This is a genomic window from Sphingomonas sp. CV7422 (genome assembly GCF_027945725.1).
Lineage (GTDB): Bacteria > Pseudomonadota > Alphaproteobacteria > Sphingomonadales > Sphingomonadaceae > Sphingomonas > Sphingomonas kyungheensis.
The window spans coordinates 1,501,129-1,516,712 of record NZ_CP115900.1 but is presented as its reverse complement, the minus strand read 5'-3'; the positions used below and the strand labels follow the sequence as shown (position 1 = coordinate 1,516,712).

Annotated in this window: 10 protein-coding genes; 2 read left to right on the top strand and 8 right to left on the bottom strand. The window is 71.2% G+C overall.

Features of this window, described 5'->3' with window-relative positions; all coding sequences use genetic code 11:
* The first annotated feature begins 34 nt into the window (after nucleotides 1–34).
* Both argJ and PBN85_RS07360 read left to right on the top strand, forming a co-directional pair.
* A complete protein-coding gene (gene argJ, locus PBN85_RS07365; protein ID WP_271300604.1) occupies nucleotides 35–1,261 on the top strand; it encodes a bifunctional glutamate N-acetyltransferase/amino-acid acetyltransferase ArgJ in 1,227 nt (408 codons plus the stop codon).
* Nucleotide 1,262: 1 nt separating this feature from the next.
* The gene (locus PBN85_RS07360; RefSeq protein WP_037531019.1) at nucleotides 1,263–2,060 is read left to right on the top strand and encodes an inositol monophosphatase family protein; all 798 of its coding nucleotides are present in this window, start codon (nucleotides 1,263–1,265) and stop codon (nucleotides 2,058–2,060) included.
* A 38-nt stretch (nucleotides 2,061–2,098) separates the two neighbouring features.
* Here PBN85_RS07360 and trxA read toward each other — a convergent pair whose 3' ends face one another.
* The 8 genes from trxA to ahcY all read right to left on the bottom strand — a co-directional run bounded on the left by trxA (nucleotide 2,099) and on the right by ahcY (nucleotide 15,514).
* Entirely contained in the window at nucleotides 2,099–2,422 is a 324-nt protein-coding gene (gene trxA / locus PBN85_RS07355) for a thioredoxin TrxA (RefSeq protein WP_271300603.1), read from the bottom strand.
* Nucleotides 2,423–2,482: 60 nt separating this feature from the next.
* A complete protein-coding gene (gene addA / locus PBN85_RS07350; protein WP_271300602.1) occupies nucleotides 2,483–5,905 on the bottom strand; it encodes a double-strand break repair helicase AddA in 3,423 nt (1,140 codons plus the stop codon).
* On the bottom strand, nucleotides 5,892–8,858 hold the full coding sequence (gene addB, locus PBN85_RS07345; protein WP_271300601.1) for a double-strand break repair protein AddB: 2,967 nt from the start codon (nucleotides 8,856–8,858) through the stop codon (nucleotides 5,892–5,894). The genes addA and addB overlap by 14 nt, the downstream gene beginning before the upstream one ends.
* Entirely contained in the window at nucleotides 8,851–9,606 is a 756-nt protein-coding gene (locus tag PBN85_RS07340) for a nucleotidyltransferase family protein (protein WP_271300600.1), read from the bottom strand. The genes addB and PBN85_RS07340 overlap by 8 nt, the downstream gene beginning before the upstream one ends.
* Nucleotides 9,603–10,568, bottom strand: coding sequence for an aminoglycoside phosphotransferase family protein (locus PBN85_RS07335; RefSeq protein WP_271300856.1), 966 nt, complete (start codon nucleotides 10,566–10,568; stop codon nucleotides 9,603–9,605). The genes PBN85_RS07340 and PBN85_RS07335 overlap by 4 nt, the downstream gene beginning before the upstream one ends.
* Nucleotides 10,565–11,011, bottom strand: coding sequence for a tRNA (adenosine(37)-N6)-threonylcarbamoyltransferase complex ATPase subunit type 1 TsaE (gene tsaE / locus PBN85_RS07330; RefSeq protein ID WP_271300599.1), 447 nt, complete (start codon nucleotides 11,009–11,011; stop codon nucleotides 10,565–10,567). The genes PBN85_RS07335 and tsaE overlap by 4 nt, the downstream gene beginning before the upstream one ends.
* A 552-nt stretch (nucleotides 11,012–11,563) precedes the next feature.
* Nucleotides 11,564–13,915, bottom strand: coding sequence for a PAS domain-containing sensor histidine kinase (locus PBN85_RS07325; protein ID WP_271300598.1), 2,352 nt, complete (start codon nucleotides 13,913–13,915; stop codon nucleotides 11,564–11,566).
* 162 nt (nucleotides 13,916–14,077) lie between these two features.
* Complete coding sequence (gene ahcY / locus PBN85_RS07320) at nucleotides 14,078–15,514, bottom strand: adenosylhomocysteinase (RefSeq protein ID WP_271300597.1); 1,437 nt, start codon at nucleotides 15,512–15,514, stop codon at nucleotides 14,078–14,080.
* Nucleotides 15,515–15,584: the final 70 nt, after the last annotated feature.

Sequence of the window (15,584 nt, the reverse complement as noted above, 5' to 3'; positions counted from 1 at the left end):
TTGCCCCGTCTTGGAAGCGGACTATGGCGGCGTCATGTCTTCGACGATCTCCCCCCTCGCCACGCCCTTCCCCGCCCTGCCCGCGATTGCCGGCGTCGTGCCGCATGTGGCCCGAGCGCGCTACAAGACGTGGGATCGCTGCGACCTCACCTTCGTCACGCTCGCCGAGGGCACCAGCGTCGCCGGCGTCGTCACGCAGAGCAAATGCCCCTCGCCCGAAGTCGAATGGTGCCGCAAGGCGCTGACGCTGGGCACGGCGCGGGCCTTGGTGGTCAATGCCGGCAATTCCAACGCCTTCACCGGCCACCGCGGGCGCGCCGCGGTCGAGGCGATCGCCGCGCGCACCGCGCAGCATCTCGGCTGCCAGCCGTCCGACGTCTTCGTCGCCTCGACCGGGGTGATCGGCGTGCCGCTGCCGATCGACAAGGCGGAGGCCGGCCTCGATGCCGCCTACGCCGCCAGCGCGTGCGACTGGCGTGCCGCCGCCGAGACGATCGGCACCACCGACACCTACCCCAAGGGTGCGATGACCACCGCGATCGTCGACGGCCGTACCGTGACCCTGGTCGGCATCATCAAGGGATCGGGGATGATCGCGCCCGACATGGCGACGATGCTCGGCTTCATCTTCACTGACGCGGCGGTGACGCCGGGCTTCCTCCAGGCCGCGCTCAACGCCGCCAATCGCAACACCTTCTCGTGCATCACCGTCGACGGCGACACCTCGACCAGCGACACCGTGCTCGCCTTCGCGACCGGCGCGGCGGGCAATGCGCCGCTCAGCGCCGCCGACAGCGACGGGGCAGACGCCTTCGCCGCCGCGCTGGCCGATCTGTGCGCGCAGCTCGCGCTGCTGGTGGTGCGGGACGGCGAGGGCGCGACCAAGCTGATCGAGGTCAGCGTCACCGGCGCGGAGAGCGACCGCTCGGCGCATCGCATCGCCATGTCGATCGCCAATTCCCCCTTGGTCAAGACCGCGATCGCCGGTCAGGACGCCAATTGGGGCCGCGTCGTCATGGCGGTCGGCAAGGCCGGCGAACCCGCCGAGCGCGACCAGCTCGCGATCCGCTTCGGCGCAACCCAGGTCGCGCGCGACGGCCTCGCGGTCGAGGGCTATGACGAGGCACCGGTCGCCGCGCACCTCAAGGGGCAGGAAATCGAGATCGGCGTCGACCTCGGCCTCGGCGACGGCATGGCGACGGTTTGGACCTGCGACCTGACGCACGGCTATATCGCGATCAACGCCGACTATCGGAGCTGACATGCACCATCCGCACCATGAGGCGGTCGTCACGCTGATGCGGCGCGTCGCGACGGAGATCGTGCTGCCGCGCTTCCGCAACCTCGGCGCCGACGAGATCGAGGAGAAGGCCGCGGACGATATGGTCACGGTCGCCGACCGGCTGAGCGAAGCCGCGCTGACGGAAGGGCTTGCCGCGCTCGACCCGACGATCCGCGTCATCGGCGAGGAAGCGGTGGCGGCGGATGCGCGGCTGGTCGCCGGCATCGAGCACGGCCGGGCGTGGATCATCGATCCGATCGACGGCACCAACAATTACGCCAGCGGCATCGCCACCTTCGGCATCATGATCGCACTGGTCGAGGACGGCGAGACGGTGGCAGGCTGGATCCTCGATCCGGTCACCGACCGGCTCTGCCACGCGATCCGCGGTGGTGGCGCCCATGTCGACGGCAGGCGCGTGACGGCGCAGCCGAGCGGCGGCGAGCGGCCGTCGGCGGTGCTTGCCACCTATCATCTCGATGCCGCGACCGAGGCGGAGCTCTGCGCGCGCGCCGGCCGCGTCTTCACCGTCGCACCCATGCCGCGCTGCGCTGCCGAGCAATATGCGCGGCTGGTGCTCGGCACCAACGACATCGCGTTGTTCCAGAAGACGCTGCCCTGGGATCATGCCGCCGGGTCGCTGCTGCTGCGCGAGGCGGGCGGCGTGGTGCGCTGGCCGGACGGATCGGACTATCACGTCGCCGACCAGCGGCGCGGGATGGTCGCCGCGGCGTCGCCTGCATTGTGGGACGAAGCGGTGGCGGTGCTGTTCGGATAGCAAAAGCCCCTCCCCCGAAGAGCAGGGGCTTCGGCGATTTACGCCAGCGCGTCTTCCAGCCAGGCCTTGAGGCGACCCTTGGGCTCGGCGCCGATCTTGGTCGCGGCCGGCGCGCCGCCCTTGAACAGGATCATCGTCGGGATGCCGCGCACGCCGTAGCGGCCGGGCGCATCGGGATTATCGTCGATGTTGAGCTTGGTGATCGTCACCTGCCCACCCAGTTCCTCCGACAGTTCCTCGAGGCTCGGCCCGATCATCTTGCACGGGCCGCACCATTCCGCCCAGAAATCGACGAGCACGGGGCCGTCGGCCTTGAGCACGTCGCTGTCGAAGCTGGCGTCGGTAATCGCTTTGGTAGGCATGATGATCTCCTTTGCACCCCCATCTAGGGTGGTGCGGACCGCGTCTCAACCGCCGGCGGCCTAGCTTTGCTCCCGCGGTCGAAAGCGCGGCTTGTGCGCGGCGAGCAGATCGGCGGGCAGGTCGAACAACCGCGGGCCGCCGGTGTAGAGCAATGCCGCCTCGATCGACCGGTTGGGGAAGATGGTGGCGAGCGCCGCGGCATAGGCCGCCATCTGGTCGAGATGATAGGGCGGGATATCGTCGAGCGCCGCCGGCACGCGCCGCCCGGTCTTGAAGTCGACGACGCGGATCCGCTCGGGCGCGATCAGCAGACGGTCGACGGTGCCCGACACGACCAGTCCGTTGCCCAGGGTCGCGGCGATCGGCGCTTCGGTCAGCGCGTCTCCGCCGAACAGATCGGCGAAGCGCGGATCGTCGAGCACCGCCAGCACCCCGGAGACGATGGCGCCACGCTCCGCCGAATCGCCGACGCCGCCCGCGGTGGCGAGCCAGCGCTCGCCGCTCGCCGCGCGCTGCGCCGCGGCCACCGCCGGCAGCCGCTCGAACAAGGCATGGAACAGCCGGCCGCGCTCGGCGGCGGCGCGCATCGCCGGGCCGGGCGGCGGATCGCTGACCTCGTCCTCGCCGAGCGCCGAAGGGGCGAGCGGACGCGACGGCCGGCTTTCGACCGGCGCCGCGCGTCGCGCCCAGTCGGGCAGCACGACTGGCTCGGACACAGCGGTGGTGGCGGGCGGACGCGCGCGCACCGGCGGCTGCGGCACCCGTCCGGTGAACAGGCGCGGTGCCTCGCCCGCGATCCCCAGCGCGTCGAGCGCGCGCGCCGAGGCGGCATACCAGCTCGCCTCCGGCGGCTCGCCCTTGGCGCGCGGGCCGAGCGCGCCGGCGATGACCAGCCGCTCCTCGGCGCGCGTCGCCGCGACGTAGAACAGCCGCCAATGCTCCTCCAGCTCGCGCCGCTCGACCTCGCCGACCGCCACGTCGAGCGGCCCGCCGCGCTCGGCGCTGCGCGGACGGAAGATCGGGATCGGCTGCGCCCCCGGCTCGGGCGACCAGCGCACCAGCGCGCGCGGCGCGGCATGCGGATCGACCGTCGCGTCGGCGAGGATGACCAGCGGCGCCTGCAAGCCCTTGGCGCCATGCGCGGTCATCACCCGTACCGCATCGAGCGGCGCGGACGGATCGCGGACGATCTCGACATCGCCGCGATCGAACCAGTCGAGGAAGCGCTGCATCGACGGGGTCGAGCTGGTCTCGAAGGCGAGCGCGGCGTTGAGCAATTCCTCGATCGGATCGCGCGCCTCATTGCCCAGCCGCAGCAGCAACTTGCGCCGGCCGTCGAGCGGACCCGAAAGCAATTCCTCGAGGAACTGATAGGGCGTGGCGATATCGGCGCGCAGCAGCATCGTCCGCAGCGGGGCGAGCCGATCCTCGGGCTGGGTCAGCGTCAGGTGCCGCCACAGGCTGCCGTGATCCCGCGGCGCGGCGTGCATCAGCGCATCCTGCGTCCAGCCGAGCAACGGCGAGACCAGCAGCGCGGCAAGCGACAGATCGTCCTCCGGCTGCAGGGCGAAGCGCACCGCAGCGAGCAAATCCTGCACCGCGAGCGGCGCGTTGAGCCGCAGCCGGTCGACACCCGCCACCGGCACGCCCTCGGCATAGAGGCGCGCGACGATCAGCGAGGCGAGATCGCCGCGCCGCTTGACCAGGATCATCACATCCTCCGGCCGCAGCGCCCGCCCCTTGCTGCCGAGCATCAGCCCGCTATCGAGCCAGTCGCGTACCGCGCGCGCGATGCGGATCGCCTGTTCGCGGACCGCGTCGTCGATCCACGCTTCCTCGTCTTCCTCGCTGCCGCCGGCAACGACGGGCGGCCACAGCTCGACCGCGCCCGGACCGACCACCTCGCTGGCATGGTCCTGCAACGCGCCGATCGCGCCCAGCCCCGGCTCGCCCGCCGCCGCGACCGCGGCGTCGACGAATTCGAGCACCGGCCGCGTCGAGCGGAACGAATGGGTCAGCGACAGACGCTGGAAGGGCAGCCCGCGCTCCTCCTCGGGCCAGTCCTCCGTCCCCGCCACATCCTCGGCGCGCCCGGCGAAATGGCCCTCCGCCCAGCGGAAGTTGATCGGGTCGGTGCCCTGGAAGCCGAAGATCGCCTGTTTGAAGTCGCCGACGGTGAACAGCGTGCGCGTCGACGGCGCATGGACGCCGCGGCCGACGAAGAACTCGCCCGCCAGCGCGGTGACGATCCGCCACTGGTTGAGGTTGGTGTCCTGCGCCTCGTCGATCAGCACGTGTTCGGTCGCCGCATCGAGCTTGTAGCGCACCCATTCGCCGATGCCGGGCTGTTCGAGCAGCCGCACGGTGACGCCGATCAGATCGTCGAAATCGACCGCTCCCGTCCGCCGCTTCGCCGCGGCATAGGCGCGCGCATAATCGCGCCCCACGTCGAGCGCCTCGGCGAGCAGGTCGGCATAGGCCGCACGGCTGGTCAGCGACAACAGGTCGAGGCAATGATCGCCGAGCGCGCCGGCGAGCTCGACATAATCGGGTTCGGCGTCGGTCAGCTTCTTCGACGCCTTGCGCGGTTCGTTCTTGCCGGTGAGCACGACGCTCGCCAGCTCCTGCATCGTCGCGGCACGGGTGGCGGGCGCAGCGGCGAGCCAGCGGTCGAGCGTCTCGGCATGGCCGAGCCCCGTCGCCGCGCCCCACGCCTTGTTCGCCGCGGCGAGCCGCTCGATCAGCCCGGTATCGATCGCGTCGCAACCGGCGGCGAGCGCCTCGCCGATATCGCCCTGTGGCAGGTCGAGCGCGCGGCGCAGCCACGGCTGAATGCCGCTCGGCAATGCCTCCAGCGCGGCGAGCGAGCGGGCGCAGGCGAGCAGGAAGCTCTCCGCCCCGCCCTCGCCGAGCCGCAGCGACAGCGCGCCGATCGTCTCGATCGGGCGGGTGCGACCCTCACGCTCCGCCTCGACCAGCAGGCTCGCCAGCGTCTCGCGGGCGAGCACCGCTTCCTCGCGTGGTTCGAGCGGGCGGAAACCGGGGGTGAGCCCCGCCTCGACCGGAAAGGCGGCGAGCAGGCTCTGGCAGAAGCCATGGATCGTCTGGATGCGCAGCCCGCCGCCGGGCGCGTCGAGCACCCGCGCGAACAAAGTGCGCGCGCGCGCCTGTACGTCCGGCGTCGCGCGCTCGCCCAGCGCCTCGAGATCGGCGGCGAGCTGCGGCCCGGGCATCCGCACCCAGGCGGCGAGCCGGTTGCTGATGCGCTGCGCCATCTCCGCCGCGCCCGCCTTGGTGAAGGTGAGGCAGAGGATCGCCGCCGGCTCGGTGCCGCCGAGCAGCAGGCGGAAGACGCGCGCGGCGAGCACCTGCGTCTTGCCGGTGCCCGCCGAGGCGGACAGCCAGACGTGCGCGCGCGGATCGCTCGCCGCCGCCTGCGCGCCCTTCAGCCGCGGCAGGGTGGCGAGTTCAGTCCCGGCCATACCATTCGTCCCGCCGCATCAGTTGGTCATATTCCGCATAAGGCGCATATTCCGGCACCAATTTGGCGGTGAACGGCGCGCTGCCGGTAAGCCAGTGGCCGGCCGCCTCGATGAAGTTGCTCATCGCGATCGTGGTGAAATCGGTGGTGACGATCCTGTCGCGCTTGCCCTCGGCATCGACCGGCGTCTCGACATAGCCGAACTGGTCGCGCTTCTTGCCGAGCGACCAATATTCGAAGCCGCCGGCGCGCCCCGCCACGTCGGCGAAGCCGCCGCGCTCGGCGATCGCACCCAGCAGCCCGAGCTGCAGGCTGTAGCCGGCGCGCACCGCGGCGGCGGAGGGCGGCTTGCCGGTCTTGTAGTCGACGATCGCGAGGCTGCCGTCGGCGAGCCGGTCGACGCGGTCGTAACGGCCGGACAGCCTGACCCCCGCCACTTCGATGAACCCCTGCCCCTCCGCCGAGGCGACGCTGCGCCCCGCGGCGGCCTGTTCGGCGACGGTGCGAGCGATCCAGTCGATCGCCTCGACCAGCCGCGGCCGCCACAGGGCGCGCATCATCGGATGGGTCCGCTCGTCGTCGAGCATCGCGGTGGCGCGCGGCAGCAGCGCGTCGGGGGCGCAGCCGTCCTGCTTCCACCATTGCTCGAGGATGTCGTGCACCGCGGTGCCGCGCCACGCCGCGCTCGGATCGGCATCGACCGGATCGAGCGGCATGAGCCCCAGCACCCGGCGCGCGTAAAAGGCGTAAGGATCGGCCTTGAGCCGGTCGATCTCCGTCACCGATATCGCCTTGGGGCGGCGCGCGGGATCGGGCAGCGGCGCGGGGCGATCCGCGGGGCGATGCTCGCCCGGTGCGTCGAGCGCCTGCGCCCAGCGTTCCAGATCGTGCGCGCGGACGAAGCGGTCGCCCGCCATCGCCTGCAAGCGCAGCCACAGGCGCGAGGCGAGCGCCGGCGAAGCGGCATCGCGGCGCGCCCGCGTCACGATCGCACGCGGTGCGCCCAGCGCCTGCCCGAATTCATGCGCGGCGACGCCGACGCTGCGTTCGAGGCCGGGCAGCCCGAGCGTCGCGCGGATCCGCGGCGCGAGCCACGGATCGGGCGCCGGCCGCCCCGGCCACACCCCCTCGTTGAGCCCGCCGAGCACCATCAGGTCGGCGGTCTGCAACCGCGCCTCGATCAAGCCGTAGATGGCGATGCGCGGATGGCCGACGCCCGATCCCGGCCGCACCGCGACCTCGTCGAGCAACCCGCGCAGCAGCGGCGCGAAACCGTCGGGGGCGACGCGCGGCGGTCCGACCGCGGCGTCGGCCTCCAGCGCGTCGAGGAACTCCGCCGCGGCGCGCCCCGCCGGGCCGGACCACAGATCGTCGCCGCACAAGGCCTGCGCCGTCTCGCGCAGCACCGCGAGCAGCGTCGGCAGCTGCTGCATACCCTGTTCGAACACCAATTCGATCGGCTTGAGCAAGGCGACCGGCTCGGCGAACCAGGCGGCAGCGCGCTCGCGCTTGTTGGCGAGCAGGTGGCCGGTGATCCCGTCGAGCCCCGCCGCCGGCCGCGGCCCACGCAGGCCGCGATCAACGCCGCGCACGCCGTCGAGCCATGCGCCGCGAATGCTGCGATCGGTCGACACGTTGCGCACCAGCGGATGCTTGAGCAGCGCGAGCAACGCCATCGGCGCGAACCGCTGCGCCGCCGCCTCGGCGAGCGCGAGCAGCAGCGTTCCCGGCGGCAGGATCGCCAGGGGCCGCCCCGCCGAATCGTTCGCCTCGATCCCCCAGCGGCGCAGATGCACCACCACCCGCCGCGCCAGAGCGCGATCGGGGGTGACCAGCGCCGCGGTCCGGCCCTCTTCCTCCAGCGCGCCGCGCAGCGCGAGCGCGATCGTCTGCGCCTCTTCCGCCGGGGTGGCGAGCTCGGCGGCGACGACGCCGGTCAGCCGCCGGTCCTCCGCCCTGAGCTCGGTCCATTTGCCGGTGAAGGCGGCGGGCGCGAGCGCATTGGCGATCGCACGGCCGCGCGCCGCGCCCGCGTCCGGCCCCGCGGTGCCGGGCCAGGTCGCCACCTCGCCGCGGCCGACGCTCATCCGGTCGAGCATCAGCTTGAGGTGGAACTGCGGATGCGTTTCGAGCGAGCGGCGGATGCTGCCGGTGACCGGATCGGGGCGATGCGGCCCGAGCGCATCCCACTCCTCCTGCGGCATCGCGAGGTCGAGCCCGGCGAACACCGTCATCCCCTGCGGCGCCTCGGCGACGCAGCGCAGCAGCCGCGCCACCGCCGGCGCGGGATCGGTGATCCCCGCGGCGCAGACCAGGCCTTCAGGCGGCCGGTGCCGCCAGCGCCGCTCGACCCGGTCGAGCAGCAGCCGCCGCCGCGTCGCCGCGTCGATCCGGCCGAGCCGCGCCAGCTCCTCGGGCCAGCGTTCGAGTACGATGGTGAAGGTCGACAGCGCGCGCTGCCAATGTTCGGTGAGTTCGGGCGCGAGGTCGATGTCGCGCAGCCGCTCCGGCGCCACCTCCTCGACGAGCAACTGGTCGAGCGTGTGGCAGAGCTCGCCCGCCAGCCGCACCGCTTCCGCCGCGTCGATCGCCGCGCCGGCGTGCGCGCGCTCTTCGTAGACGAGGCGGGCGAGGATCATCCGCCGCTGCATCGGGGCGATCGCCGGCGGCGGCGGCTCCTGCTCGTCGGCGGGATCGAGCGCCGCGCCGACCGCCTCGCCGAGATCGGGGCTGCCGAGCGTCACCAGCCGCGGCAGCAGCAGGCCGCCGCCGCTCGCCCGCACGAAGGCGTCGGTGACGGCGCGGACCGCCCGATTGTTGGGCAGCAGCACCAGCCCGCGCGCGAGCGCCATCGCATCGCCGCCCGCGCGCCGCATCAGCCCGGCGACGAGCGTATCGGCGAACGCCTTGTGCGACGGGATCGAGAAGAGGTGCGGCCGCCGCGCCTCAGCCATTGGCGATCAGCATTTCGGTCTTCGGCACGGCGGCGGGGGTGCCGACGTCGAACCACAGGCCCTGATGCACCTGCGCATAGGCGCGCCCCGCCTCGATCGCACGATTCCAGAACAGGTTGGTCGAGAACGGCCCCTCCGGCCAGTCGCGGATGATGCGCGGGTGGAGGATCTGGATGCCGGTATAGACGAACGGCGCGACCGTTCCGGCCTTGCGACGGCCGACGATGCGGCCGTCGGCGGCGAGGCGGAAGTCGCCCTGCCCCTGATGATTGTTGGCGCGGGCATAGGGCACGACGAGCAGCAACGCGTCCATCGCATCCGCATCCCAGCGGTGGCTGAGCAGCTTGAGCGTATCGACCGGACCGTCGAGCCAGAGATTGTCGCTGTTGATCACCAGCACGGGCTCGTCGCCGAGCAGGTCGCGGGCCTGGACCAGCCCGCCGCCGGTCTCCATCAGCTGCGCGCGCTCGTCGCTGATCGTCACCGCGATGCCGTCGTCGCGGTTGGTGACATGCGCTTCGAGCAGGTCGGCGAGATAATGGACGTTGACCACCGCCCGCCGCACCCCGGCATTGGCAAGCCGATCGAAGACGTGGTCGATCAGCGGCTTGCCCGCGACCTCGACGAGCGGCTTGGGGCGCGTGGCGGTGAGCGGCCGCATCCGCTTGCCGAGGCCGGCCGCCATCACCATCGCCGTGGCCGGCACGGTGCCGCCGGGATCGGGGCGGATGGTCCGCTGCCGGGTCATGCGCGCAGCACCGCCGGGTCGCCGCGCAGCGCGGGCGGCACGTTGGCGTCGAACCAGCGCGCGACCGGAGCGAGCACCGGCTGCGCCAGATCGCGCTCCAGATAGCGCCAGACGCGCGGACATAAAGCGGCGTAGCGCGGCTTGTCGTCGCGCCGCCACAGGCGCGTGAAGATGCCGATGATCTTGGCGTTCCGCTGCGCGCCGAGCACGTGATAGGCGTGGAGGAAGGCTTCGTCCGCGCCGGTGGCGTCGCGATAGCGTGCCAGCATCGCCGCTTCGAGCGCCGGGTCGACGTCGCGCCGCGCATCCTGCAGCAACGACACGAGGTCATAGGCCGGATGGCCGGCGAGCGCGTCCTGGAAGTCGAGCAGGCCGAGCCGCCGCTCCGCGCCGACCAGCATCAGATTTTCCGCATGATAATCGCGCAGCACGGTGACCGGCGCATCGGTCAGCGCATGATCGAACACCGCATCCCAGGCCGCGGCATAGCCCTCCGCATCGACGGTGAGGCCGACCGCGGGGCAATACCAGTCGACGAACAGTGCCGCCTCGCGATGCAGCACGGCGCGATCATAGGGCGGCAGGTCCCCGGCGGGATGCGCGCGCAGCGCCACCAGCAGGTCGATCGCCGCGGCATAATGCGGCGCCGCGTCCGCCTCGCTCGCATCGGCCGTCTCGCGCAGCCGCACGTCGCCGAAATCCTCGAGCAGCACCAGTCCCTGCGCCAGATCGGCAGCATGGATGGCGGGCGCGGCGAAGCCATGGTCGCCGAGCCAGCCGGCGATGCGGATGAACGGGCGCGGATCCTCGTGCGGCGGCGGAGCATCCATCAGGATCGCGCTGCGACCGCCGCTGACGACCCGGAAATAGCGGCGGAACGAGGCATCGCCGGCGACCGGGAGGATGTCCCCCGACCAGCCGTGCGATGCGAGGAACGCCGGGGCGCCGGCGGGCGGGGTCATATCGGCCATCGCGGTGTCCATGACGCCGGCACGTCGGCTGTCAAGATTCGTCCGCCGTCCGGTGCCGGCGACAGGGTGAGCGCCAGCGCCTGCGGCCAGTAACCGGGCGCGCGTTCGGGCCATTCGACCAGCAGCAGCGTATCGGACAGCGCCTCGTCGAGGCCGAGCTCGGCGAGCTCGTTCGGATCGTCGATCCGGTAGAGATCGACGTGCAGCACCGGCAGCCGCACCTCGGGCGGGTCATAGGATTGGACGATCGCGAAACTCGGGCTCGGCGCCTCGCCGGCAAGGCCGAGCGCGGCGAGCAGACCGCGCGCGATGCTCGTCTTGCCGGCACCGAGGTCGCCGCGCAGCGTGACGACGTCGCCAGGCTGTACATGCGCCGCCAGCGCCGCGCCGAAGGCTTCGGTCGCGGCGGGGTCGGCGAGGTGAAGGTCAGTCATGCAAGGTCCTGTCGGCCGATCCAATGATCCCGCCCCACGGGATGATGTCCCACATTCCGTCGGCCGGCAACGAAGAGCCATCCGCAAAGATACCCGCACCACCCCGGCGAAGGCCGGGGTCCAGTCGGGGAACAGCCGCAGATCGCCACAGACCGTCGCCCCACTGGACCCCGGCCTTCGCCGCGGTGGTGAATGCGGGAAGAGACTGGCCAACCCCGCAGCGCTCCGGCGAAGGCGGGAGCTTAGCGTTCCTGCCGCAGACGCGCGGTCTGTCTGGCCACTGGAGTCCCGCCTGCGCAAGACCTCTGCAAAAGTCCTGCCCTAGCCCAAAATGCGCCGTCACCCCGGACGTGTTCCGGGGTCCACCGTGTCGCGAAATCCTTATTTTACGCTCTTGCGGAGCAGTGGATGCCGGAACAAGGCCGGCATGACGAAGGCGGCCTCGCAGAGGTTTCGCCTGCGCGACAATACCAGAGATCGCGGCCTCGCGGCACATCCCGCCCGACGCCCCGCCACCGCCACGCGAAACACCCATCACCCCACCCGCCCCGATCATCGCCGCGGCAGCTCGACGGTCACCAGCGTCCCCTCGCCCGGCTGCGAGACGAGGTCGATGTGGCCGCCATGCGCCTCGACGAACTGGCGCGCCAGCGGCAGGCCGAGGCCGAGCGCCCGCTCGCCGCTCGGCTGCATGCCGGGTTCGCCGAACCGGTCGAAGGCGCGGGCGATGCTCTCCGCATCCATGCCGAAGCCATTGTCCGAGACGACGATGCGCGCGCCCGTCGCGCTGCCGTCGCTGTGCAGCAGGATGCGCCCGCCCTCCGGCGTCGAGGCGACCGCATGGCGCAGCAGATGCTCGACCACCTCCTTGAGCCGCTTGGGATCGCCCGTCACGCGGCCGGTCGAGCGCGCCAGTTCGACCGCGAAGTCGAGCTTGCGCCGCTTCGCCGCGGGCCGGATCGTCTCCGCCGCGGCGCGCGCGGTGGCGGCGAGATCGACGTCGACGCGGGCGATCTCGGCGTCGTCGCCACCCTGCGTCAGGTCGAGCACGTCGTCGATCAGTAGGCCAAGCCGCTCGACCGATTGCAGGATCGCCTCGACATAGCCGTCCGCCTCGGCGGTCAGCTTGCCGGCGAACCCGGCATGCAGCATCTCGGCAAAGCCGCTGATCGAGGTCAGCGGCGTGCGCAATTCATAGCTCATATTGGCGACGAACTGCGTCTTGACCCGGTCCGCCGCTTCCAGCGCATTGGCGCGATCGCGCAGCGCCTGTTCGGCGCGGCGGCTGTCGGTGATGTCGAGCATGGTCAGCAGCGCATTGCCGTCGGGCAGCGGCACCGCCGCGAAGGCGAAATGCCGCCCGTCGGCGAAGGCGACGCGGCCGCCGCGCTGCTGCCGCTCGGTGGTCGCCGAGCGGACCAGTTCGGGGATCAGCGCCGCGCGATTGGGGGTGGCGAGCTTGGATGCCGCCGCCGCCGCGAAGGCATCGACACGCGGATGGCCGGCGAGGAATTCCTCCTCGAACCCCCAGACCGCGCGCAGCCGGTTGTTCCACAATTGCAGCTTGCCGTCGGCGGCGAACACCGCCAGCGCCTCGAACAGATTGTCGAAGGTCGCCGTCCGCACGCGCAGCAAAGTATCGCGCGCGCTCGCCAGCTGCACCTCCTCGGTGCGATCCTCGAAGATCGTCAGCAGGCCGCCGTCGGGCAGCGGCTGGGCGACGACGCGCAGATGCGTGCCGCCGGGCAGATGCCAATTCTCCTCGCTCGCCGCATCGCTCGGCACGAACCAGCCGCGCCGCTCCGCCTTCCAGCTCGGGAAATCGCGCACCTCGGGCAGCCGGCTCGCCTCGCGCATCCGTTCGAGGACGCGGTCGAACTCGGGCCGGTCGGCGAGCCATTCGGCGCGCATCGCGAACATCCGCCGGAACGGCTGGTTGCAGAAGACGAGGCCGCGATCGGGCCCGAATTGCGCGACGCCCGCCGACAGCCGGTCGAGCAGCGCGCGCTGCGCATCGGCGAAGCGCTTGGCGCCGGCGCGTGACTGTTCGAGATCCTCGATATCGACCGCGAAACTGGCGACGCCGCCGGTCGGCAGCGGCACGTCGTGGACCTCGAGCGAGCGCCGCTCGCCGCCGATCGTCGCGGGCAGCACCTCGCGCTGCGGCGCGCCCGAGGCGCGCGCGGCGTGTGCGCCGGCGCGCGGGCCGCCGCGACCCGATCCCTCGACCAGTTCGAGCTGGCGGCCGATCACGTCCGCGGCATCGTCGCCGTCGACCGCGCGGACATAGGCGGTGTTGACCATGGCGAGCCGCATGTCGCTGCCGCGATACCACATCGGCAGCGGCGCCGCCTCGATCAGTCCGCTCAGCGCCTCGAACGCGGCGGAGAGCTGCTCGACCTGATCGCGCAGCTGCATGATCTCCGCCTCGCTGTCGGTGGCATCGAGCGTCCAGATCACCACCGCGCCGGTCGCGCCGAGTTCGCCCGGCGCGCGGCTGCCGCGGATGGTGATCGCGCGGCCCGAGCCGATCGGATGGAGCGCACGGACGAAGCCGCGACCGGCACGCTGCGCCGCCTGCACGTCGCCGGCGAGCGCCTCTGCCTCATCGGCGGGCAGGCCGGCACCCTCCGCCGCGAGATCGCCGAGGAAGCGCGGCGCCACCGCGAGTCCGAGCCAGTCGACCAGCCGCGGCGGCATCTCGACGCGGCCATCGGCGCGGACCAGCATCGCCATCGCCGGCGAGACGCTGCGCAGCACCTCCGCCTCGCGATTGCGCGCGATCACCGCCGCCGCCTCGCCGCGCAGCCGCCAGCCGACGAACAGCGCGACGCCGCCACCGGCGAGCAGCGCCGCCAGCACCGCCCGGCACAGCAACGCTGCCATCACCGAAAGCTGGATCAACGCTTTGCCCCTCGTCCCACACCCATACGGGTGGACGTGCGGACTGTAGAACGCAAGCTACGCCACCGGCAATGATCGTCATTCCACGCCCGGCCGGGGAGGAAACGAGAAAGGGCGGCGCCTCGCGGCACCGCCCTCCCCGTCACTACGATCGCGATGCGATCAATAGCGGTAATGATCCGGCTTGAACGGCCCTTCGACCGGCACGCCGATATAGCTCGCCTGCTTCTCGCTCAGCTTCGACAGCTGCACGCCGAGCTTCTCAAGGTGGAGCGCCGCCACCTTCTCGTCGAGATGCTTGGGCAGGACGTAGACCTCGTTCTTGTAATTCTCGCCCTTGGTCCACAGCTCGATCTGCGCGAGCGTCTGGTTGGTGAACGACGCCGACATGACGAACGACGGGTGGCCGGTTGCGCAGCCGAGATTGACCAGACGGCCCTTGGCGAGGACGATGATCTGCTTGCCGTCGGGGAATTCGACGAGGTCGGTGCCCGGCTTCACTTCCGACCACTTGTAGTTCGACAGCGCGGCGATCTGGATCTCGCTGTCGAAATGGCCGATGTTGCAGACGATCGACATCGGCTTCATCGCCTTCATGTGATCGGCGGTGATGACGTCGGCATTGCCGGTCGCGGTGACGAAGATGTCGGCGCGCTTCACCGCCTCGTCCATCGTCACGACCTCGAAGCCCTCCATCGCCGCCTGCAGCGCGCAGATCGGATCGATCTCGGTGACCATGACGCGCGCGCCGCCGTTGCGCAGCGACTGCGCCGAGCCCTTGCCGACGTCACCGAAACCGGCGACGGCCGCGACCTTGCCGGCGAGCATCACGTCGGTGGCGCGACGGATCGCATCGACCAGCGATTCCTTGCAGCCGTAGAGGTTGTCGAACTTCGACTTGGTGACCGAATCGTTGACGTTGATCGCCGGGAACGGCAGCTCGCCCTTCTTGGCGATCTCGTACAGGCGGTGGACGCCGGTCGTCGTCTCTTCCGACACGCCCTTCAGGTTCTTGACCGTCTCGGTCAGATAGCCCGGCTTCTTGGCGAGGAACGCCTTGAGCGCGCGCTGGAATTCGACTTCCTCCTCATTCTCGGGCTCGGGCAGCGTCGCGCCGGCCTCGAGCTTCGCGCCCCACAGCGCGAACATGGTGGCGTCGCCACCGTCGTCGAGGATGATGTTGGCGGTCTGGCCCTCGACGTCGCGGTCCCAGGAGAAGATGTCGCCGACATAATCCCAATAGTCGGCCAGGCTCTCGCCCTTCACCGCGAACACCGGCACGCCGGTCGCGGCGATCGCGGCGGCGGCATGGTCCTGCGTCGAGAAGATGTTGCAGGTCGCCCAGCGGACGTCGGCGCCGAGCGCGGTCAGCGTCTCGATCAGCACCGCGGTCTGGATCGTCATGTGCAGCGAGCCGGTGATGCGCGCGCCCTTGAGCGGCTGCGACGCGCCGAACTCGTCACGCAGCGCCATCAGGCCCGGCATCTCGGTCTCGGCGATCTTGATCTCGGCGCGGCCGAAATCAGCAAGGCTGAGGTCCTTGATGACGTAATCGTTGGTCGAGCCGGTCCCAGCATTGGGCGCGAGCGCAGTAGCCACGTGGCATGCTCCTGAAGAAGTGGATGGCGCGCCTTAGCCGGTTGCGTGCCGTGGATCAAATATAAAGATA

Coding starts and splice junctions, on each gene's coding strand:
- addB (WP_271300601.1), bottom strand. CDS start 8,858: ATGGCTGAGGCGCGGCGGCCGCACCTCTTCTCGATCCCGTCGCACAAG.
- addA (WP_271300602.1), bottom strand. CDS start 5,905: ATGGCCGGGACTGAACTCGCCACCCTGCCGCGGCTGAAGGGCGCGCAG.
- PBN85_RS07360 (WP_037531019.1), top strand. CDS start 1,263: ATGCACCATCCGCACCATGAGGCGGTCGTCACGCTGATGCGGCGCGTC.
- argJ (WP_271300604.1), top strand. CDS start 35: ATGTCTTCGACGATCTCCCCCCTCGCCACGCCCTTCCCCGCCCTGCCC.
- tsaE (WP_271300599.1), bottom strand. CDS start 11,011: ATGACTGACCTTCACCTCGCCGACCCCGCCGCGACCGAAGCCTTCGGC.
- PBN85_RS07340 (WP_271300600.1), bottom strand. CDS start 9,606: ATGACCCGGCAGCGGACCATCCGCCCCGATCCCGGCGGCACCGTGCCG.
- PBN85_RS07335 (WP_271300856.1), bottom strand. CDS start 10,568: ATGACCCCGCCCGCCGGCGCCCCGGCGTTCCTCGCATCGCACGGCTGG.
- trxA (WP_271300603.1), bottom strand. CDS start 2,422: ATGCCTACCAAAGCGATTACCGACGCCAGCTTCGACAGCGACGTGCTC.